This window comes from Serratia sp. 14-2641 (genome assembly GCF_001692375.1).
Classification (GTDB): Bacteria; Pseudomonadota; Gammaproteobacteria; order Enterobacterales; family Enterobacteriaceae; genus Chania; species Chania fonticola_C.
This window is the reverse complement of sequence record NZ_LXKR01000028.1, coordinates 334158-354885: the sequence shown is the minus strand read 5'-3', so window position 1 is coordinate 354885 and position 20728 is coordinate 334158. Positions and strand designations below refer to the sequence as shown.

The following is a 20728-nucleotide window of genomic DNA, read 5'->3' as shown; positions in this document are numbered from 1 at the left end:
AGCAAAAGCGTTACATAATGGAACGTTTTGCCCGAAGCTACGTTCCATTATGTAACGTTTTTTTCCTTACTCGCCAAGCGGCCGGCAGGTCGTATAGTCAGCAACAGAACAATACGTCGATATCACCCTCTGAAATCTGAACGTTACTTGGTTAACGTCTCTACAAGGAGTCAGTTATGTTGAGAATCATTCAATCCCCGAGCAAATACATCCAGGGAGCCAATGCGTTGGCCTCCGTTGGCCAATATGCCAAAGCCCTTGCCGATCATTACTTTGTGATCGCCGACGATTTCGTCATGAAACTGGCGGGCGATACTGTGATGGGCAGCCTGCATCAGCACGGGGTGAAGTATCACGCTGGTACGTTTAATGGCGAATGCTGCCGCAAGGAAATCGACCGCCTTGGCCAGGAGCTGAAAAACCACGGCTGCAAAGGGGTGATCGGCATCGGTGGCGGTAAAACGTTGGATACCGCCAAGGCGATTGCCTATTACCAGCATGTGCCAGTGGTTCTGATGCCAACCATTGCTTCGACGGATGCGCCTACCAGCGCGTTGTCGGTGATCTACAGCGAAAGCGGCGAGTTTGAAGAATACCTGATCTACCCCGCCAACCCGAATATGGTGGTGATGGACAGCGCCATTATCGCCAAAGCGCCGGTACGCCTGCTGGTGGCGGGCATGGGTGACGCGCTCTCTACCTATTTTGAAGCTCAGGCCTGTTTCGATGCCCAGGCCACCAGCATGGCGGGCGGCAAGTCAACGCTGGCGGCGCTCAATCTGGCGCGTCTATGTTATGAAACGCTGTTGGCTGAAGGGGTTAAGGCCAAGCTGGCTGCGGAGTCTGGTGTGGTCACCGAAGCGGTGGAGCGCATCATTGAAGCCAACACCTATCTGAGCGGTATTGGTTTTGAAAGCAGCGGCCTGGCGGCGGCGCATGCCATCCACAACGGTTTTACCGTGTTGGAAGAGTGTCATCATCTGTATCACGGGGAAAAAGTGGCGTTCGGCACCCTGTCGCAACTGGTGCTGCAAAACAGCCCAATGGCACAGATAGAAACAGTGCTGAACTTCTGCCAGCAGGTCGGGCTGCCGATCACCCTGGCACAAATGGGCGTCACCGGTGAACTGACAGAAAAAATCGGCAAGGTGGCAGAGGCCAGCTGTGCCAAGGGTGAAACCATCCACAACATGCCGTTTAGCGTGACGCCGGAAAGCGTACTGGCGGCTATTCTGACAGCAGACAAACTGGGCAGCGCCTGGTTGCAACGCGCATAAATCATCGGGCGCGCTCAACGCGCCCGCTGTTCCCTACAGAGGAATTAACCGTGAAAAAGCTAATCAATCAGGTCGATTCAGTACTTAACGAACAGTTACTCGGCATGGCTGCCGCTCACCCGGAGCTGCAGGTGCATCAGGATCCTGTGTTTGTGACCCGCACGGCGGGGCCGATCCCAGGCAAAGTGGCGATCCTGTCTGGCGGTGGTAGTGGCCATGAGCCGATGCACTGCGGCTTCGTGGGTGAGGGAATGCTGGACGGTGCTTGCCCAGGGGAGATTTTCACCTCACCGACGCCGGATAAAATGTACGACTGCGGCCAAGCTATTGACGGCGGCGCCGGGGTGTTGCTGATCATCAAGAACTACACCGGTGACATCCTCAACTTTGAAACGGCGACCGAATTGCTGCATGACAGCGGCGTGCCAGTGGCAACGGTGCTGTTGGATGACGACGTAGCGGTCAAAGATAGCCTGTTCACCGCAGGCCGACGTGGCGTTGCCAATACGGTGCTGATGGAGAAACTGCTCGGCGCGGCAGCGGTACGGGGTGATGATCTGGACGCGCTGGTCACACTGGGGCACAAAATCAACAACCAAGGCCACTCGCTAGGGATTGCTCTGGGCGCTTGCACCGTGCCTGCGGCAGGTAAGCCGTCGTTTACTTTGGCGGATAACGAGATGGAGTTCGGCGTTGGCATCCACGGCGAACCGGGGATCGAACGGCGGACGTTCACCACCCTCGATCAAACGGTAGATGACATGTTCCATACCCTGATCGATCACGGTGATTACCAGCGCTCGATCCGCGTTTGGGATCGTCAGCAGGGAGAATGGCGTGAAGAGAGCCAGAGCAAACGAGCTTTGACGCAGGGGGACCGGGTGATTGCGTTGGTCAATAACCTGGGGGCTACGCCGCTTTCCGAACTGTACGGAGTTTACCACCGTTTGGCGCAGCGTTGTGCTGCGGCCGGGATCGTCATTGAACGCAATCTGGTGGGGTCATACTGCACCGCATTGGATATGCAGGGGGTTTCCATTACCTTGCTGCAAGTGGATGACGAGCTGTTATCGCTGTGGGATGCGCCGGTGAACACGCCAGCGCTACGCTGGGGCTGAGGAGGAAACATGACATTAAGCAAACAGCAGGTCGTTGAGTGGTTGATGCGTTGTGGTGAGGTCTTTACCCGCGAACGCGATTTCTTGACTCAGTTGGATAGCGATATCGGTGATGGCGACCACGGCCTGAATATGAACCGTGGCTTTAGCAAGGTGGTAGAAAAGCTGCCTTCGGTAGCGGACAAGGACATCGGCTTTATTCTCAAAAACACCGGCATGACGCTGCTCTCCAGCGTTGGTGGTGCCAGTGGTCCGCTGTTCGGCACCTTTTTCATCCGTGCGGCTCAGGCAGCCAACGCCAAGCAGAGCCTGGATCTGGCGGAGTTGAAGCAGGTGATCCAGGAAGGCGCGGAAGGCGTAGCGATGCGTGGCAAGGCAGAGCCGGGCGATAAAACCATGTGTGATGTCTGGGGGACGGTCGTTGCAAGCCTGGGCGAGTCGTTACAGCAGCAGCTCAGCGTGACCCAGGCGCTACAACAGGCCGCCGTTCGGGCGGAGCAGGCAGCACAGGCCACTATCGTCATGCAGGCCCGTAAAGGGCGCGCCAGCTATTTGGGCGAACGCAGCATCGGCCATCAGGATCCGGGCGCAACCTCAGTCATGCTGATGATAAAAACGCTGGCCCAGGTGGTCGAGGAGGCAGGATGATCAATATCGTCGTAGTTTCGCATAGTGCACAACTGGCGCAGGGTGTTGAGCAACTCGCCCGCCAGATGATGCGCGGCGAGGGTTGCAAACTGGTGCTGGCGGCGGGGGTCGATGATGAGCTACACCCGATCGGCACCGATGCGGTGAAAGTGATGGAAGCGATCGAATCCGTGGCTGACGGAGAGGGGATCGTGGTGCTGATGGATCTCGGCAGCGCATTATTGAGTGCGGAAACCGCGCTTGAGCTGCTCGACCCAGAGGTGGCGGCCAAGGTGGTACTGTGTGCGGCACCGCTGGTGGAAGGCACGCTGGCCGCGGTCGTAGCGGCTAACGCGGGCGGTAGCCTGGAGCAGGTGCTGGCAGAGGCGCAAGGAGCCTTGCAGGCCAAGCAGGCACAGCTCGGTGAGGAGATACCCGCCAGCAAGCCACTGAATTTACCGCTGAGTCAGGGAAAAAGCCTGAGTTGGACGGTACAGAATCCGCACGGATTGCACGCTCGCCCGGCGGCGCGTCTGGCAGAGGCTCTGGCTCCTTTTGCAGCGGAACTGGTGCTGGAAAAGCATGGCCAATGTGCCAACCCGCGCAGCCTGAATCAGCTGGCTTTGTTGCAGGTTCGCCACGGCGACACTATCCGTCTGATTGCCGATGGTGCACAGGCTGATGAAGCGCTGGCGGCTTTCAAGGCGTTGGCAGAGCAGCATTTTGGCGAAACCGTATCTGAGCAGCAACTGCCTTCGCTGCACGGTATCCCCGTGGAGGAAAGCGTCAGCAGTGGTCCGATATTCCAGGTATCGAGCTTCTGGCCACAAACGGAAGAACGCCAGCTAGGGGCCGATGACGTGCTCAATGAACAGCAGCGCCTGCGTATCGCATTGCAGCAGACGTTAGACGATTTGAACAGGCTGGCCGATCGCACTGGCAACCTGATCGGCAAACCGCAGGCGGCGATCTTTGGGGCGCACAGCATGCTGCTAGACGATCCCGATCTGCAACAGGCTGCCTTTACCCGTATCGCCCAGCAGCAGTGCAGCGCGGAACTGGCGTGGCGGCAGGAGCTGGAGCAGATTGCCGCCGATTATCGGGCGCTGGATGATGAGTATTTGCAGGCGCGGGAACTGGACGTGCGTGACATGCTGCGCCGTACGCTGAGCCATCTGTCACGGCAGCCTATCCCGGCGATCGTGCTCAATGAGCCAGCGATCCTGGTGATGGATGAGCTGATGCCTTCCGACGTCGTGATGCTCGATCGGCGCATGGTTCTCGGGATTTGCCTGAGCGGCGGCAACGCCTTGTCACACACCGCGATCCTGGCCAAAGCGATGGGGATACCGATGGTGGTCGGCATGAGCGAATGTATGAGCAAGACCCGCAGCGGCCAGAAAGCAATGTTGGATGCGGCGCGCGGAACCTTACAGCTCAGCCATTAACCCCGCTGCTTGAACTGGCTGATATCGATATTCAACTGTTTGACTTTACGCCACAAAGTGGTGCGGCTGATGCCCAGCAGTTGCGCCATTTCGTTAAGCTGCCCGTGGCTGACGTTGGCCACGCGGATAATAGCCTGCAACTCCATTTCCGCCAGCGTCATCAGTGGCATAGCCGGTTGAGAGTCGCTTTCCACTAGCGGCTGATGGCTGAGCAAATGAGCGGGTAGGTCGGCCAGTTGAATATGGTGGCCGTGGCAAATCATCGCGGCGCGCTCTATCACCCCTTTCAGTTCCAGATCGTTACCCGGCCACAGGTACAGACCAAGTTGGGTCATAACGTCGTCGTCCACCCGGAAACGACATTGGAAGTGATGCTCCAGGGCGCGCAGATGGTGCTGAACCAGCAAAGGGATGTCACTGAGGCGCTGGCGTAACGGCGGAATTTGGATCTCAAAGGCCTGCAGACTATAAAACAGCTGGCGGCGGAAGCGGTTCTGTTGCACCAACACTGCCAGGTTGGCGGCGCTGGTGGCGATCACCCGCACGTTCACCGGGATCACGCGGCTGGAATTCATACGCATCACCACGCCGGTTTTTAGCACCTGCAACAGGGCGGACTGCATGGCCAGCGGCAGGTATTCGACCTGTTCAAGATGCAGTGTGCCGCCGTTGGCCAGTTCGAACTTACTGAGTTGGCCCGCTTCTTCTTCATTGGCATCACTGCCCAACAGCTCCTTCAACCCTTGCGCCTCGGGCAGCAACTGGCAGTTTAAGGCGATATAAGGCCCGACGGCACGTTCACTGGCATTGTGGATGGCCTGGCTGACCAGTTCTTTCCCCACCCCTTCTTCACCGCAAAGCAAAATCGGGTGATGGCCCTTCGCCGCCTGCTGACCATAGCGGATCAGACGGCGCATTTCCTGGGTGCCTGAAGGCATCTGTTCGAAGGTGTGGCTGACCCGGCCGATCTGGCTGCTGACGTACTGATGCAGCCTTTCCAAGGGATGCAACAAGGCGATAAAGCTACAGTGCTCACCGTCCAGGATCGGTTTGAGGGTGAGTAGCGCGGCGATAAACTGGCCCTGGCTTTCAAAGGTGACTTCCACATGCTGTAACGGCTGGCGTTGGCTGATGGCGCGGTTAAGCAAGGCCGGTAGCGTCAATAACTGTGCCAGCGGCTTGCCCTGGCTCTGCTGTTCATGCAGCTTCAGCATAGCGGCGGCGCGCGGGTTGATATATTGCAGATAACCCCGGTGATCCCAGGCCATGACACCGTCGTCTACGCTATCCAGTAGCCCGTTGAGCTGATTGAGATGGCGGTTCGATTCGGCCAGCAGGCCGTCGGCGTTCAGGGCATTGCCGATCTCCCGGGCGATCGCCAGGATCAGGGAAAGATCGCCTGCATTACAATCGGCCAACTGGCAACCCAAAGCCAACATACCCCGCTGGCGGCCGCTATTGTCATGCACCGGTGCGGCGCAGAATGACCAGCCATGCAGCGCCTGGCGCACGTGTTCATCGCTATGGATCTGTACCGGATGCCCCTCGGATGCGGCCAGAGAAGGGGCATTGGTGCCGATGTCGCCTTCTGCCCAATAAGCACCAGGCGCAAAACCCAGTTCGAGCAGCTGTTCGCCGGTCGTCTTGTCGCCGCATTGCCACAGCGTACAGCCGCTTTCGTCGAGGATCAGCAACACGCAGTGACGCTGCTCCATATATTCCCAGGCATCCTCCAACGCTGCCTGGCCAAGCGTAATGAAATCATCCTTACGCCGGCAGATCGAGTCGAAGGTGGTGCCCAGAGCACGATGTGGGGCTTTCCACACGGCGGGTTGCATCAGGTGGCTGCAGCGTAGCCAGGAGGCATAAATGGCCGGGGAGGGGCGCAGCTGTGGCGGTAACGCGCCTTCGGTGATCAACCGTTGCCAGAGTGAAGCGTTGTCCATCAGATCCCGTTCAGCAGGTAAACCCAAATAGGGAGTTAATCATAACATTAACCCATTTACAGAGGCTGTGAGGCGATGGGCAGATGCGGGATTATTGGATAAAAAAACGGGACGCGGTAAATACCGGGCCCCGTTATTCGGTAGCTCAAAGCCGCCGCAGATTATCTGCTGGCCGTTGGCCGGGTGGTGCTGGAACCGTCAACATAAGCATCTTGTGCCGCGGTGGGTGGCGCTACCACATCTGGCGCGGTGGAGATTGGCTTGCCTAGTGCTCCGTTAAGCATCATCAGATCGTTTTCGTTCAGCGTGCCGAGCGCGGATTTGATGTTCAACTGGTTGATCAGGTAAGAATAACGCGCATTGGAAAGCTGCTGCTTGGCGTTATACAGCGTGGTTGTCGCATCCAACACGTCAACGATGGTACGGGTACCCACTTCGTAACCGGCTTCGGTCGCATCCAGAGAGCTCTGGGCAGAAACCACCGCTTGTTTATAAGCGCTGATGCTGCTGATGGACGCAGAAACGTTGTTGAAGGAGGAACGCACGGTTTGCACCACGCTGCGGTGTGCGCTTTCCAACTGCTCGCTGGCACCGACGAAGTTGTACTGCGCCTGTTCTACCCGCGAGTTGGTTATGCCGCCGTTGTACAGTGGCACGCTAACGCTGATGCCGACCTGGTTCTGGCCATTAATCGAATCTCTGGTATTACCGTTACCGGAATTGGAACCATGATAATTGGAATTAGTGATCCCGCTAGAGGCGTTCAGGTCGACGGTTGGCATATAGCCAGTTTGTGCCGATTTGATCTGCTCTCGGGCCAGATCCTGGTTTAGGCGGGCAGACAGCAGGCTCAGGTTGCGGCTTTCTGCTTCTTTCAACAGGTTGTTGACGGCATCCGGGCGCTTGGTGCTGAACTTGTTGGTATCCAGCGAGGCCAGTTCCGGGTAGAAGGTGCCGGTAATTTGGCGTAACGATTCTACCGCGTTATCCAGATTGTTGCGGGCGGTCACTTCGTTGGCCAGTACGGTATCGTAGTTGGCACGGGCGTTCTGCACGTCGGTAATGGCAACCAGGCCCACGTTAAAACGTTGGGTGGTCTGATCCAGGGTACGGTAGACCGCTTGTTTATTCGCCTGGGTGTAGGACAGGGCATCGATCGCCTGTAGTACGTTGAAATAGGCGGTGGCCGTATCCAGGATTAATTTCTGTGATGACGTCTGGAAAGTGACGTCGGTGATACCGGCGGCCTTTTCCTGCAGCGTCAGCGCGCGCCATTTGGACATATCAAAGATAGTCTGTGTAAGCGCCAGTGAGCCTTGGGTGGTATTGCTGTTGACGCCATTGTTATCACGGAAACCATTACCGTAGGTATAACCGGCAGATAAGCCAAGCTGCGGCAGCAACGGGCTGCGTGCTTCGTTGATTTTTTCAAACGCCGCATCACGGTCGGCAGCGGTTTTACGCAGATCCGGGTTACTTTCCCTGGCCTGTTTGTAAACCTGCAACAGGTTCTCTGCCTGGCTCATGGTGCTGAAGCCTGCGAGGCTCAGACCAATAAGAAGGGGGAGCAGTTTCTTCATTTGCATTCCTTGTTGTGCAGCAATATTGCTATGTTAGCGCTGACGATAGACGAATAGTTGCCAATTCTAGCAGAGTCTGCCGAGCGCTGAGGGTGGCTTAATGTGCCATCTCACAGAACTTTTACCTTGGTGTACGCTACGTTTACTGACACTGGGCTATTTGCATCGGCGCTACCTGATATCATGGTTCACAATCTAACACAAAGCGGGTGAAGATAATCCCGCCGTTTCTGTCATCAAATCCCTTTATTTTGTCTGCATAATTACACAGGAGAATCCGTAGATGAACCGCACGCAACCTTCACCCGTTACTTTCGACAAAAACGATGTAGAAATTATTGCACGGGAGACGCTATACCGTGGTTTTTTTTCACTCGACTTATATCGCTTTCGCCATCGTCTGTTCAACGGTGAGATGAGCGGAGAGGTCACTCGCGAGGTTTTTGAGCGCGGCCATGCGGCGGTGTTGTTACCCTATGATCCCATCAGGGACGAAGTGGTGCTGGTTGAACAACTGCGGATCCCGGCCATCGATAGCTCAGCTTCCCCCTGGCTGCTGGAAATGGTTGCGGGTATGATCGAAACGGGAGAAAGCGTTGAAGACGTATGCCGCCGTGAAGCATTGGAAGAGGCTGGCGTGGTGGTAGGGCGCTGCAAGCCGGTGCTGAGTTATCTGGCCAGCCCTGGTGGCACCAGCGAACGTCTGTCTATTATGGTCGGTGAGGTTGACGCCCTGACGGCCGAAGGGATCCACGGATTGCCCGAAGAGCATGAAGATATCCGTGTCCACGTGGTCAGCCGCGAACAGGCTTACCGCTGGGTTGAAGAAGGCGCGATTGATAATGCCGCATCAGTGATTGCATTGCAGTGGCTGGCGTTGCACCATGAATCGCTTAAAGCAGAATGGGCCAACTAAATGCAAAAGCGCTATACCCCTGACTTCCCCGAAATGATGAGATTGTGTGAAACCAACTTCGCGCAATTGCGGCGTTTGATGCCGCGTAACGACGAAGTCGATGAAACCGTCACTTATCAGGTGAATGGCGCCCACTATCGTCTGACTATTGTTGAATCTACCCGTTACACTACGCTGGTGCAGATCGAGCAGACTGCGCCTGCGGTCAGCTACTGGAGCCTGCCTGCGATGACGGTGCGGCTGTACCATGACGCGATGGTTGCGGAAGTGTGTTCCAGTCAGCAGATCTATCGGTTTAAAGCGCGTTATGATTATCCGAACAAAAAGTTGCATCAACGTGACGAAAAGCATCAAATTAACCAGTTTCTTGCTGATTGGTTGCGCTACTGTTTAGCGCATGGAGCAATGGCGGTTCCGGCTTGTTAGGTCGACGGAGATAACAAAGGACACCATTTGGAAAGCCTGTTTAGACTGCCCGTGGCGAGTGGGGCCAAGGTCAGGATCTTACAAATAACAGATACCCACCTGTTTGCTGGCAAGAGTGAGACCTTGCTCGGCATCAATACCTATGCCAGCTATCACGCGGTGCTGGATGCGGTGATCGCGCAGCAGCGTGAGTGCGACCTGATCGTGGCAACCGGCGATCTGGCGCAGGATCATTCCCAGGCGGCATACCGGCACTTCGCCGATGGCATCACTCGTTTGCCCGCGCCCTGTGTCTGGCTGCCGGGTAACCACGATTTTCAGCCTGCGATGGTAGATGCGCTGGCCGCAGCCGGTATCTCACCTTCAAAGCAGGTGCTGCTGGGGGACAACTGGCAGGTGCTATTGCTGGATAGCCAGGTGTTTGGCGTGCCGCACGGCGAGCTGAGTGAATACCAGCTGGAGTGGATGGAACGTTGTCTGGAGGCTCATCCAGAGCGCTACACGCTGCTGTTACTGCATCACCATCCGTTGCCTTCCGGCTGCACCTGGCTTGATCAACACAGTTTGCGTAACCCGCATACGCTGGCGGCCGTGCTGTGGCGCTATCCGAAAGTGAATACCTTGCTGTGCGGGCATATCCATCAGGAATTGGATCTGGGTTGGCACAGGCGTCGGCTGTTGGCCACGCCGTCCACCTGCGTGCAATTCAAGCCACACTGCACCAATTTTACGATCGACGACGTTTCCCCAGGTTGGCGCTATCTCGACCTGTTGCCGGATGGCCGGGTGGAAACCCAGGTATTCCGGCTGGAAAACGATGACTTCCGCCCCGACATGGATTCGGACGGCTACTGATGCCTTCAACCTTACTTTACCTGCACGGTTTCAACAGCTCGCCGCTTTCGGCCAAGGCCACGGCTTTCAAAGCCTGGCTGGCGGAAAATCATCCCCATATCGACATGCTGGTACCGCAGTTGCCGCCCTACCCGGCGGAGGCGGCGGAAATGCTGGAAGACATGGTGATGGCGCGGGCAGGCCAGACGATGGGCGTCGTAGGCTCCTCGTTGGGCGGTTATTATGCCACCTGGTTATCACAGTGTTTTGCGTTGCCAGCGGTAGTGGTAAACCCTGCGGTGAAGCCGTATGAGCTGCTGATCGACTATCTGGGGAGCAACGAGAACCCCTACACCGGGCAGCAATATGTGTTAGAGTCACGCCACGTTTATGATCTGAAAGTGATGCAGGTCGATCCCTTGGAGTCGCCGGATTTAATCTGGTTGCTACAGCAAACGGGCGACGAAATTCTCGATTACGGTCAGGCAGTGGCTTATTACACCGCCTGCCGGCAAACGGTGGAGTCGGGCGGAAACCACGCTTTCGTCGGTTTCGAGCACTACTTCCCCCAGATTGTGGATTTTTTAGGGCTATGACGCCGCAGCAACTTCAGCTATCACAGATATACTGAACAGGCAGCGGGCGATTTCGGCACCTTCCCTCAACCACGAAAAAATAATCAACGATGACTCAATCCAGCTATAACGCTGATGCCATTGAAGTACTCAGCGGTCTAGAACCAGTGCGCCGTCGTCCCGGTATGTATACCGACACGACGCGTCCGAACCACCTCGGTCAAGAGGTGATAGATAACAGCGTCGATGAAGCGTTGGCGGGCCATGCCAAGCGTATCGACGTGATCCTGCACGCCGATCAGTCACTGGAAGTGATCGACGACGGCCGCGGCATGCCGGTGGATATCCACCCTGAAGAAGGCGTACCGGCGGTTGAGTTGATCATGTGTCGTCTGCACGCGGGCGGTAAATTCTCCAATAAGAACTACCAGTTCTCCGGCGGCCTGCACGGCGTGGGGATTTCGGTGGTTAACGCCCTGTCCAAACGGGTGGAAGTCAACGTCAAGCGCGACGGTAACGTCTATAGCATAGCTTTTGAGAACGGCGACAAGGTGCAGGATTTGGCGGTGACCGGTAGCTGCGGCAAGCGCAACACCGGCACCAGCATTCACTTCTGGCCTGACGAGCAGTTCTTCGACAGCCCGCGCTTCTCGGTTTCCCGCCTGTCGCACCTGCTTAAAGCCAAAGCGGTGCTGTGCCCCGGCGTTGAAATCTACTTTATCGACAAGCTGAACAACACCGAGCAGCGCTGGTGCTACCAGGACGGCCTGACCGACTACCTGATGGAAGCGGTGAACGGCCTGATCACTCTGCCGGAAAAGGCGTTTGTCGGCAATTTTGCCGGTGATACCGAAGCGGTGGACTGGGCGTTGCTGTGGCTACCGGAGGGCGGGGAACTGCTGACGGAGAGCTACGTCAACCTGATCCCCACCATGCAGGGCGGCACGCACGTCAACGGCCTGCGCCAAGGGCTGCTGGATGCGATGCGCGAGTTCTGTGAATTCCGCAATATTCTGCCGCGCGGCGTGAAGCTGTCTGCGGAAGATATTTGGGATCGCTGTGCCTACGTGCTGTCGGTGAAAATGCAGGATCCACAATTCGCGGGCCAAACTAAAGAGCGGCTCTCTTCTCGCCAGTGCGCGGCGTTTGTTTCCGGCGTGGTGAAAGATGCCTTCAGTCTGTGGCTGAATCAGAACGTCCAGGCGGCCGAGCAACTGGCCGAACTGGCGATCTCCAGCGCTCAACGTCGCCTGCGTGCGGCGAAGAAGGTGGTGCGTAAGAAGCTGACCAGTGGGCCTGCGTTACCGGGCAAGCTGGCGGACTGCACCTCGCAGGATCTGAGCATGACCGAACTGTTCCTGGTGGAAGGGGACTCGGCGGGCGGCTCGGCCAAGCAGGCGCGCGATCGCGAATATCAGGCGATCATGCCGCTGAAGGGCAAGATCCTCAACACCTGGGAAGTTTCCTCAGACGAAGTGTTGGCCTCGCAGGAAGTCCATGATATCTCGGTGGCGATCGGCATCGATCCCGACAGCGAAGATCTCAGCCAACTGCGCTACGGCAAAATCTGTATCCTGGCGGATGCGGACTCCGATGGCCTGCACATCGCCACGCTGCTGTGTGCGCTGTTCGTGCGCCACTTCCGTTCGCTGGTAAAGGGTGGCCATGTGCACGTTGCGATGCCACCGCTATACCGTATCGACTTGGGCAAAGAAGTCTATTACGCCCTCGACGAGGAAGAGAAAGCCGGCGTGCTGGAGCAGTTGAAGCGTAAGAAGGGCAAGCCGAACGTACAGCGCTTTAAAGGGCTGGGTGAAATGAACCCGCTGCAACTGCGTGAAACGACGCTCGATCCCAACACTCGCCGTCTGGTGCAGTTGACCATCGATGACGAGAATACCGATCAGACCATGGCCATTATGGACATGCTGTTGGCGAAGAAACGCTCGGAAGACCGCCGCAACTGGCTGCAAGACAAGGGCGATACCGCCGAGCTTTCAGTCTGATGCCTGTGGGGCCGCAACCGCGGCCCCACGTTTTTACATTGTGCCATCCCTGGCGCACTGCGTGCTGCGCCCGATAACCCAGGGCGGAATGCATGAAAATCACCCTCGAAGAACTATTGGCTTATACCTCCGTGGTCGACAGCGGTTCGATTACCGCCGCCGCCGAGCAGCTTGGCCAAACCACCTCAGGCATCAGCCGGGCGCTGAGCCGTCTGGAAAAAAAACTCGATACCACGTTACTGCGCCGCACCACACGTCGTCTGGAATTGACCGAAGAGGGGCAGAGCTTTTTGGCCCATGCGCGGGAAATTATCAATTCGGTGGAACATGCCGAGGAGCAGATGGCGCTACGTCGTCTGAACCCGGCGGGCAGGCTGCGGGTTAACGCTGCCGCGCCCTTTATGGAACATGTGATCGTGCCGCTGGTCGCCGGTTTCCGCCAACGTTTCCCACAGATTGAGCTGGAGCTGAACACTGATAACCTGATTATCGATCTGCTGGAGAAGCGCACCGATATCGCCATTCGTATTGGCGCATTGCGAGACTCCACCATCCACGCGCGATTGTTGGGGGCCAGCCGGTTACGCATCCTTGCCAGCCCGGACTATATTGCCCGCTTTGGGGCACCGCAGAGTGTCGAAGAGCTAAACCACCATAGCCTGCTAGGTTTTACGCAGCCCGAGTCGCTTAATCTGTGGCCGCTGCGCCATCGGCAGGCGGAGCGCTTTGCCATTACCCCAACGCTATCAGCCTCCAGCGGCGAAACGCTGCGGCAACTGGCGCTACGGGGTGAAGGGATTGCCCAATTGGCCGATTTTATGACGCGGGAAGATCAGCGGGAAGGGCGTCTGGTTCAGTTGCTGGCGGCCGAAACGTTGGATGTCCGCCAGCCAATCAATGCGGTGTATTATCGCAATGCCCAGTTGGCCGCACGGATCACCTGTTTTCTGGACTATGTCAGCGCGCATATCACCGATGCACAGATGTGAGTCAGGCGTTATCCAGTACGTAAATGGTCGTGTCCAGCACGCTGTCCTTGATGATTTCACGGTGCTTGAGCATGTGATCCATCTGTAGGTGCTGTTCAAGATGCGCCTGGCTCTGCCACTTCTCCAACATAAAGATGGAATCCGGCGAGCGCTTCTGCCACGGTGCCTGGGTGTCGGCGTCGATCATTGGCTGATAGCCGCCACAGCCTTCTTCCGCCAACACCGCTGGCAACAGCTTCTCAATCGCTTTTAATACGCTTTCACGATGGCCCGGTCTGGTTCTGATTTCTGCAATTACGGTGATCATTACGGCCTCATTGGTTAAGGGTATGATTGATAAAACCCATCACAGTTAAGCAAAGACTTCGCCCAGATGTGCGCGCAAACGTGCGATATCGTTGGCAATATCCGGCTGTTTAATCACATCGTTGCAGATAAAGGTCGGCAGTGCTTCCATCCCCAGGAACTGGTTGGCCTTGTGGAAGTGCAGATAAACGCCGTCTACGCCCACGCCGTGGAAGAATTGGTCAGGGTCGGTAAAGGCTTCCAATGGGGCATTCCAGGTCAGGCTCAGCATGTAGGTCTTGCCTTGGATCAGCCCGCCAGAACCGTATTTTTTGCTGGCATCGGAACGGGTACGACCATCGCTGGCATACAGGCTGCCGTGGCCAGCGGTGAACACTTCGTCGAGATATTTTTTCAGGATCCAGGGCTCACCCATCCACCAGCCTGGCATCTGGTAAATTACCGTATCGGCCCACAGGTATTTCTGCACTTCGGCGTCGATATCATAGCCGTCATCGACTACGGTGACCTGTACATCGTGCTTGGCATCGCGCAGGAAACTTTCTGCAACGTCGCTCAGGGTCTGGTTCAGCTCACCGTTGGAGTGGCCGAATTGCTTCTTGGCGTTAATAATCAGGATATTGCTCATGGGTGCTGGGTTCCTGTCAGAATATAGAATGTGATGGCCGTAAGGCATATCGTTGAAACGGAGTGTAATCCTTCCTGAAGCAGGGAAAAATGCGATCTAGCGCACAACAGTGTTGACTGTGAGTCAATAAAGGCGACCACTGATGGCAGAATTTCGCATAAACCGGGGCGATCGCCAGCATCAATGGCCGATCCACGCAGCATCTGTGACAGCCACCCCGCAGATGGGTTACTATCGCGGGCAGAATCGACCCTTTGTCGTCTGAGGATATCTGAGTAATGAGCGAACTGACTCATGACGGTGTTGAGCGTCTACCGCTGCACACATTCACTGAAAACGCCTATCTGAACTATTCCATGTACGTCATCATGGATCGGGCGCTGCCGTATATCGGCGATGGTTTAAAGCCGGTACAGCGCCGCATTATCTATGCCATGTCGGAGCTGGGGCTTAGCAACAACGCCAAATTCAAAAAATCTGCCCGTACCGTCGGTGACGTGTTGGGTAAGTATCATCCGCATGGTGATAGCGCCTGTTATGAAGCTATGGTGCTGATGGCGCAACCCTTCTCTTACCGCTACCCGCTGGTAGATGGCCAAGGGAACTGGGGGGCACCGGATGACCCTAAATCTTTCGCCGCGATGCGTTATACCGAATCGCGCCTGTCGAAATATGCCGAAGTGCTGCTGGGCGAGCTGGGCCAGGGCACCACGGACTGGGTGCCCAACTTCGACGGCACCATGCAAGAACCGAAGATGCTGCCTGCACGTCTGCCGAACATCCTGCTCAACGGGACGACCGGTATCGCGGTAGGGATGGCAACGGATATTCCACCGCATAACGTGCGTGAAATTGCCGCCGCGGCGGTAGCCCTGATCGACAAGCCTGGCTCATCGCTCGACGATTTGCTGGAGTTTGTGCAGGGGCCGGACTTCCCGACGGAAGCGGAAATTATTACCCCGCGCGAAGAGATCCGCAAAATTTACCAGAATGGCCGTGGCTCGGTACGCATGCGTGCCATCTGGAAGAAAGAAGACGGTAGCGCGGTGATCACCGCCTTGCCGCACCAGGTTTCAGGTGCCAAAGTGCTGGAGCAAATCGCCAGCCAGATGCGCGCCAAAAAGCTGCCGATGGTGGAAGATCTGCGCGATGAATCCGACCACGAGAACCCGACCCGTCTGGTGATTGTGCCGCGCTCGAACCGTATCGATCTGGATCAGGTGATGAACCACCTGTTTGCCACCACCGATCTGGAGCGCAGCTACCGCATCAACATGAACATGATCGGTCTGGACAACCGCCCGCAGGTCAAAGGGCTGGTGGAGATCCTTTCCGAATGGCTGGTCTTCCGCCGCGATACGGTGCGCCGCCGCCTGAATTACCGCCTGGAAAAAGTGCTTAAACGGCTGCACATCCTGGAAGGTTTGCTGGTTGCGTTCCTCAATATCGACGAAGTGATCCACATCATTCGCAGCGAAGATGAGCCGAAGCCGGTGTTGATGCAGCGGTTTGGCATCTCCGATACCCAGGCCGAAGCGATCCTCGAGCTGAAGCTGCGCCATTTGGCCAAGCTGGAAGAAGTGAAGATCCGTGGCGAGCAGGATGAGCTGGCTAAAGAGCGCGATCATCTGCAGGCGCTGCTGGCTTCCGAGCGCAAGTTGAACAACCTGATCAAGAAAGAGATCCAGGCCGATGCGCAGGCTTATGGCGACGATCGTCGTTCACCGTTGACCGAACGTGAAGAAGCCAAGGCCATGAGCGAGCACGATTTTGTGCCTTCAGAGCCGGTGACGATTGTGCTGTCGCAAATGGGCTGGGTGCGTAGCGCCAAGGGCCACGATATCGATCCGAGCGGCCTGAGCTACAAGGCTGGGGATAGCTTCCTTGCCGCCGCGCGTGGCAAGACTAACCAGCCGGTGGTGTTCATCGACTCGACTGGCCGCAGCTATGCGCTCGATCCGCTGACGTTGCCTTCGGCACGTGGCCAGGGTGAACCGTTAACCGGTAAGCTGACGCCACCGCCAGGTGCCACCATCGAGCAGGTGCTGATGGCTGCGGACGATCAGAAACTGCTGATGGCTTCCGATGCTGGCTACGGCTTCGTGTGTACCTTCAACGATCTGGTCGCACGCAACCGCGCCGGTAAGGTGATGATCACCCTGCCGGACAACGCCAAGGCACTGCCACCGATGGAAATCCACGGCAGCGACGATATGCTGCTGTCTATCAGCGCCGCAGGTCGTATGCTGATGTTCCCGGTCGCCGATCTGCCACAGCTGTCGAAGGGCAAGGGCAACAAGATTATCTCGATACCGTCGGCGCAGGCCGCCAGCGGGGAAGATAAACTGGCCTGGCTGTTCGTACTGCCGCCGCAGACCTCGATCACCCTGCACGTGGGCAAACGCAAGCTGAAACTGCGCCCGGAAGATCTGCAGAAATTCCGCGCCGAGCGTGGCCGTAAGGGCACGTTGCTGCCACGTGGCCTGCAGCGTATCGATCGGGTTGAGGTGGATATGCCAGAGCGCGAATCATTGGGTGATAGCGAAGAGTAAAGCGGTGATATACCCTGCTTGGGCGCAATAAACTGCGCCCAAGCGATCGCAGATATTCTTACGTAGGGGCGCTGCATGCTGCGCCCGTTGGTATGCTGTACCCGTTCAGGGCTTTTTTATCCTGATCTATTTTTTAAGTTAGTTAATTTTTCCGGCTATAAATTTATTGTGCCGATCGCTGGCTGGCGGGAAAATAGAGAACTTAGAAGCGCCGCGCGTTCTTCCGCCTGCGCTCCTCATACAAAAAGAAATCTTCCCAGCCGTTCAGCGGCCGGGTTGGCAGTGTGCTAATGAGGTTGTTATGTTATTGATATTACGTGCGATCATTGTCACGGTCTATTGCCTGTTGGTGAGTTTTTTCGGTTCGTTATACTGTTTATTCAGCCCGCGTAACCCCCGCCATGTAGCGACCTTTGGCCATCTATTCGGCCGCTTGTCGACAGTATTCGGCATCCAGGTTGAACTCCGCAAGCCTGCTGGCGCGGACAATAACGGCAAATGTATTTACATTGCCAACCATCAGAACAACTACGACATGGTGACGGTTTCTAATGCGGTACAGCCACGCACCGTGACCGTGGGCAAAAAAAGCCTGGTGTGGATCCCGTTTTTCGGCCAGCTTTACTGGTTGACCGGTAACCTGCTGATTGACCGGGATAACCGCGCTAAAGCCCATGGCACCATTGCTCAGGTGGTGGATGCCTTCAAGAAACAGGACATCTCGATCTGGATGTTCCCGGAAGGAACCCGTAGCCGTGGCCGTGGTTTACTGCCGTTTAAAACCGGTGCGTTCCACGCGGCGATCGCGGCCGGTGTGCCGATTGTGCCGATCTGTGTTTCTTCTACCGACAAGATCAAGCTGAACCGTTGGAACAACGGCCATGTGATTGTGGAGATGCTGGAACCTGTCGATACCAGTAATTACAGTAAAGAACAGGTGCGTGAGCTGGCGGCCCATTGTCGCGAGCTGATGAAGGCGAAGATTGACCAGTTGGATGCGGAAGTCGCCAAGTTAGACGCCGCCAAAAAATAATAGAACGCAGTTAGCTATTTTCATACGGCCTCATGCCGTTTATGCCCCGCTTTAGCGGGGCTTTGCACACGGTTCAGCTTTGTTTTCATGGAGAAGATATGTCACTCAGTCGACGTCAGTTTATTCAGGCATCGGGCTTGGCGCTATGCGCGGGAACCGTGCCGCTGAGGGCCGAAGCGAGCGGGATGCCAACTCCGTTACCGATCCCGCCACTGCTGGAATCACGCCGTGGTCAGCCGCTGTTTTTAACCCTGCAACGTGCCCATTGGGCCTTTATGGACAACCGCAAAGCGTCCGTCTGGGGCGTCAACGGTATGTATCTGGGGCCGACGGTGCGGGTCTACAACGGTGACGACGTCAAACTGATCTACAGCAACCGCCTGCCCGAGCCGGTATCGATGACCATCAGCGGGTTGCAGGTGCCAGGTACCCTGATGGGCGGTGCGCCGCGCATGATGTCGCCCAACGTTGACTGGTCGCCGGTGATCCCTATTCGTCAGGCGGCGGCCACCTGCTGGTATCACGCCAACACGCCGAACCGTATGGCACCACACGTTTACAACGGCCTGGCTGGCCTATGGCTGGTCGAGGATGAAATCAGTAAAAACCTGCCGCTGCCTAACCATTACGGCGTCGATGATTTTCCACTGATTATTCAGGACAAGCGCCTGGATAACTTTGGTACGCCGGAATACGATCCTCCGGCGCAGGGGGGCTTTATTGGCGATACGCTGTTGGTTAACGGCGTGCAGAACCCGTTTATCGAAGTCTCACGTGGCTGGGTTCGCCTGCGCCTGTTGAACGCCTCGAACTCACGGCGCTATTCGTTGCAGTTGAGCGACGGGCGGCCGATCAACGTGATTGCCAGCGATCAGGGATTCCTGCCTGCACCGGTCGCGGTACAGCAACTTTCTCTGGCTCCAGGTGAGCGCCGCGAAGTGCTGATCGACATGTCGCAGGGGGCCGAAGTGACTCTCACCGCCGGTGAAGCGGCAGGGATCATGGATCGTCTGCGTGGCCTGTTTGAACCTTCCAGCATGCTGGTTTCCACCCAGGTACTGACGTTGAAACCGACAGGCCTGTTGCCGCTGGTCACCGACAATCTGCCGATGCGCCTGCTGGCAGATCAACTGCTGGATGGTAACGTCAGCCGCTCGCGTGAATTCCGTCTGGGCGACAAGATGGCCGGGATCAACGGGGCTATCTGGGATATGAACCGCATCGACGTACAAACGATGCAGGGCACCTGGGAGCGTTGGACCATTCATGCCGATACGCCGCAGGCGTTCCACATTCAGGGCGTACAGTTCCTGATTAAGCGCGTCAATGGCGCGCAGCCGATGGCGGAGGATCGCGGCTGGAAGGATACCGTCTGGGTCGACGGCGACGTGGAGCTGCTGGTGTACTTCAACCAGGTTTCCTCGGAGCACTTCCCGTTTCTGTTCTACAGCCAGACGTTGGAAATGGCCGATCGCGGTTCGACCGGCCAGTTTGTGGTTCAGGCTTCCGCTTAAACAGCCCCGGGCGTTCGCAGCATTTTCAGGAACGCCTTCACCACCGGAGTGGCACTTTCGGCGTGGTAGATCGCATACAGATCCGCCGAAGGGGCCGCCTGCAACGGGCAGAACCGTACACCGGGCCATGGTATGCGCCCGTAGCTGTCCGGCAATAACGTAATACCAAAGCCTTCCGCCACCAGCGCCATCAAGGTTTGCGGTTCATTGACCTGATGGACGATGTCCGGCGCAAAGCCATGTTGCAGACACAGGTTGTGCAGATACAGCCCCAGGCTGGCCTCGTTGGGCGGCAGCACGATAAATTTGTCATGCTCCAGGGCTTGCAGTTGGATTTCTTCCCCGGTTGCCAGTGGATGCCCCGTTGGCAGCACCACCGAGATCTTCTCCCGCGCCAATAATTGACAGGCTAGCCCCGGCAGCGCCTGTTGTTTTGCCTCACGCCAGACCCCGATATCGATATGCCGCTTCTGCAATGAGACGATCTGCTGGCTGGGAGTTTGTTCATTCAACGTCCAGGTGACCTTCTCTTCCTGCCCGGTAAAGCGTTTTAGTGCCGGGATCAAACCGCCCCAGACAGAGGTGCCTACCATGCCAATCACCATATGGCCGGCCTCGCCACGGCCCAGTTGCTGCACCTGATTGAGCGCATTGCCCGCCTGATCGAGCAACGTTTCGACGTTATGGAACAGTGTGCGGCCAGCCTGCGTCAGCGCCATGGAGCGGGTGGTGCGTTTGAACAACTCCACCCCCAGCTGGCTTTCCAGCTCTTTGATATGTTTGCTGAGCGGCGGCTGGGACATGTTCAGCCGCTGTGCGGCCTGGGTAAAGTTCATCTCCTCCGCCACCACGCGGAAATAGTGCAGCAGGCGAAAGTTGATCCGGCTAGGGTCGGGTAGTGGCTTTTTCATGGTTTCTCGGGCCTCCCGATGCAGGGTATTTATAGGTAAACA

Annotated in this window: 19 protein-coding genes; 14 read left to right on the top strand and 5 right to left on the bottom strand. The window is 56.8% G+C overall.

The genetic code is table 11. The features are described from left to right. Positions 1-176 precede the first annotated feature (176 nt). From A6U95_RS12120 to dhaM, 4 genes are read left to right on the top strand one after another with little or no spacing between them, the layout of a single operon-like run. A complete protein-coding gene (locus A6U95_RS12120) occupies positions 177-1277 on the top strand; it encodes a glycerol dehydrogenase (protein ID WP_065684677.1) in 1101 nt (366 codons plus the stop codon). Positions 1278-1327: 50 nt separating this feature from the next. After that, positions 1328-2395, top strand: coding sequence for a dihydroxyacetone kinase subunit DhaK (gene dhaK, locus A6U95_RS12115; RefSeq protein ID WP_065684676.1), 1068 nt, complete (start codon positions 1328-1330; stop codon positions 2393-2395). A gap of 9 nt (positions 2396-2404) precedes the next feature. Then, positions 2405-3043 (top strand): dihydroxyacetone kinase subunit DhaL, encoded by a 639-nt coding sequence (gene dhaL / locus A6U95_RS12110; protein ID WP_065684675.1) that lies wholly within the window; start codon positions 2405-2407, stop codon positions 3041-3043. Further along, a complete protein-coding gene (gene dhaM, locus A6U95_RS12105; protein ID WP_065684674.1) occupies positions 3040-4470 on the top strand; it encodes a dihydroxyacetone kinase phosphoryl donor subunit DhaM in 1431 nt (476 codons plus the stop codon). The genes dhaL and dhaM overlap by 4 nt, the downstream gene beginning before the upstream one ends. On the opposite strand, the gene dhaR is transcribed toward dhaM, so the two are convergent. Then, positions 4467-6416, bottom strand: a complete 1950-nt coding sequence (gene dhaR, locus A6U95_RS12100) for a dihydroxyacetone kinase operon transcriptional regulator DhaR (protein WP_065684673.1) — start codon at positions 6414-6416, stop codon at positions 4467-4469. The genes dhaM and dhaR overlap by 4 nt on opposite strands. A 161-nt stretch (positions 6417-6577) precedes the next feature. After that, positions 6578-7996 (bottom strand): outer membrane channel protein TolC, encoded by a 1419-nt coding sequence (gene tolC, locus A6U95_RS12095; protein WP_065684672.1) that lies wholly within the window; start codon positions 7994-7996, stop codon positions 6578-6580. 283 nt (positions 7997-8279) lie between these two features. Between tolC and nudF the strand changes: the two genes are divergently transcribed. The 6 genes from nudF to A6U95_RS12065 all read left to right on the top strand — a co-directional run bounded on the left by nudF (position 8280) and on the right by A6U95_RS12065 (position 13742). Further along, positions 8280-8912 (top strand): ADP-ribose diphosphatase, encoded by a 633-nt coding sequence (nudF, locus tag A6U95_RS12090; protein WP_065684671.1) that lies wholly within the window; start codon positions 8280-8282, stop codon positions 8910-8912. Continuing rightward, a complete protein-coding gene (locus tag A6U95_RS12085; RefSeq protein ID WP_021179514.1) occupies positions 8913-9338 on the top strand; it encodes a DUF1249 family protein in 426 nt (141 codons plus the stop codon). Between the two features lie 27 nt (positions 9339-9365). Then, the gene (gene cpdA / locus A6U95_RS12080) at positions 9366-10193 is read left to right on the top strand and encodes a 3',5'-cyclic-AMP phosphodiesterase (RefSeq protein WP_065684670.1); all 828 of its coding nucleotides are present in this window, start codon (positions 9366-9368) and stop codon (positions 10191-10193) included. Beyond that, positions 10193-10768, top strand: a complete 576-nt coding sequence (gene yqiA, locus A6U95_RS12075) for an esterase YqiA (RefSeq protein WP_065684669.1) — start codon at positions 10193-10195, stop codon at positions 10766-10768. The genes cpdA and yqiA overlap by 1 nt, the downstream gene beginning before the upstream one ends. Before the next feature lie 89 nt (positions 10769-10857). Further along, on the top strand, positions 10858-12753 hold the full coding sequence (gene parE, locus A6U95_RS12070) for a DNA topoisomerase IV subunit B (RefSeq protein WP_021179517.1): 1896 nt from the start codon (positions 10858-10860) through the stop codon (positions 12751-12753). A gap of 92 nt (positions 12754-12845) precedes the next feature. Then, the gene (locus tag A6U95_RS12065) at positions 12846-13742 is read left to right on the top strand and encodes a LysR family transcriptional regulator (RefSeq protein ID WP_065684668.1); all 897 of its coding nucleotides are present in this window, start codon (positions 12846-12848) and stop codon (positions 13740-13742) included. 1 nt (position 13743) lies between these two features. On the opposite strand, the gene A6U95_RS12060 is transcribed toward A6U95_RS12065, so the two are convergent. Next, positions 13744-14049, bottom strand: coding sequence for a putative quinol monooxygenase (locus tag A6U95_RS12060; protein ID WP_065684667.1), 306 nt, complete (start codon positions 14047-14049; stop codon positions 13744-13746). A gap of 45 nt (positions 14050-14094) precedes the next feature. Continuing rightward, positions 14095-14676: an NAD(P)H-dependent oxidoreductase gene (locus A6U95_RS12055; protein WP_065684666.1), complete on the bottom strand. Its 582-nt coding sequence runs from the start codon at positions 14674-14676 to the stop codon at positions 14095-14097. 142 nt (positions 14677-14818) lie between these two features. Here A6U95_RS12055 and A6U95_RS31700 point away from each other — a divergent pair, with 142 nt between their 5' ends. The 4 genes from A6U95_RS31700 to ftsP all read left to right on the top strand — a co-directional run bounded on the left by A6U95_RS31700 (position 14819) and on the right by ftsP (position 19775). Then, a complete protein-coding gene (locus tag A6U95_RS31700) occupies positions 14819-14941 on the top strand; it encodes a hypothetical protein (RefSeq protein ID WP_255518681.1) in 123 nt (40 codons plus the stop codon). Between the two features lie 13 nt (positions 14942-14954). Then, a complete protein-coding gene (gene parC, locus A6U95_RS12050) occupies positions 14955-17228 on the top strand; it encodes a DNA topoisomerase IV subunit A (RefSeq protein WP_065684665.1) in 2274 nt (757 codons plus the stop codon). 301 nt (positions 17229-17529) lie between these two features. Beyond that, a complete protein-coding gene (locus A6U95_RS12045) occupies positions 17530-18261 on the top strand; it encodes a 1-acylglycerol-3-phosphate O-acyltransferase (protein ID WP_065684664.1) in 732 nt (243 codons plus the stop codon). Between the two features lie 98 nt (positions 18262-18359). Continuing rightward, positions 18360-19775, top strand: coding sequence for a cell division protein FtsP (gene ftsP / locus A6U95_RS12040; protein ID WP_065684663.1), 1416 nt, complete (start codon positions 18360-18362; stop codon positions 19773-19775). On the opposite strand, the gene A6U95_RS12035 is transcribed toward ftsP, so the two are convergent. Continuing rightward, complete coding sequence (locus A6U95_RS12035; protein ID WP_024529144.1) at positions 19772-20686, bottom strand: LysR family transcriptional regulator; 915 nt, start codon at positions 20684-20686, stop codon at positions 19772-19774. The two genes, ftsP and A6U95_RS12035, sit on opposite strands and share 4 nt — an antisense overlap. Positions 20687-20728: the final 42 nt, after the last annotated feature.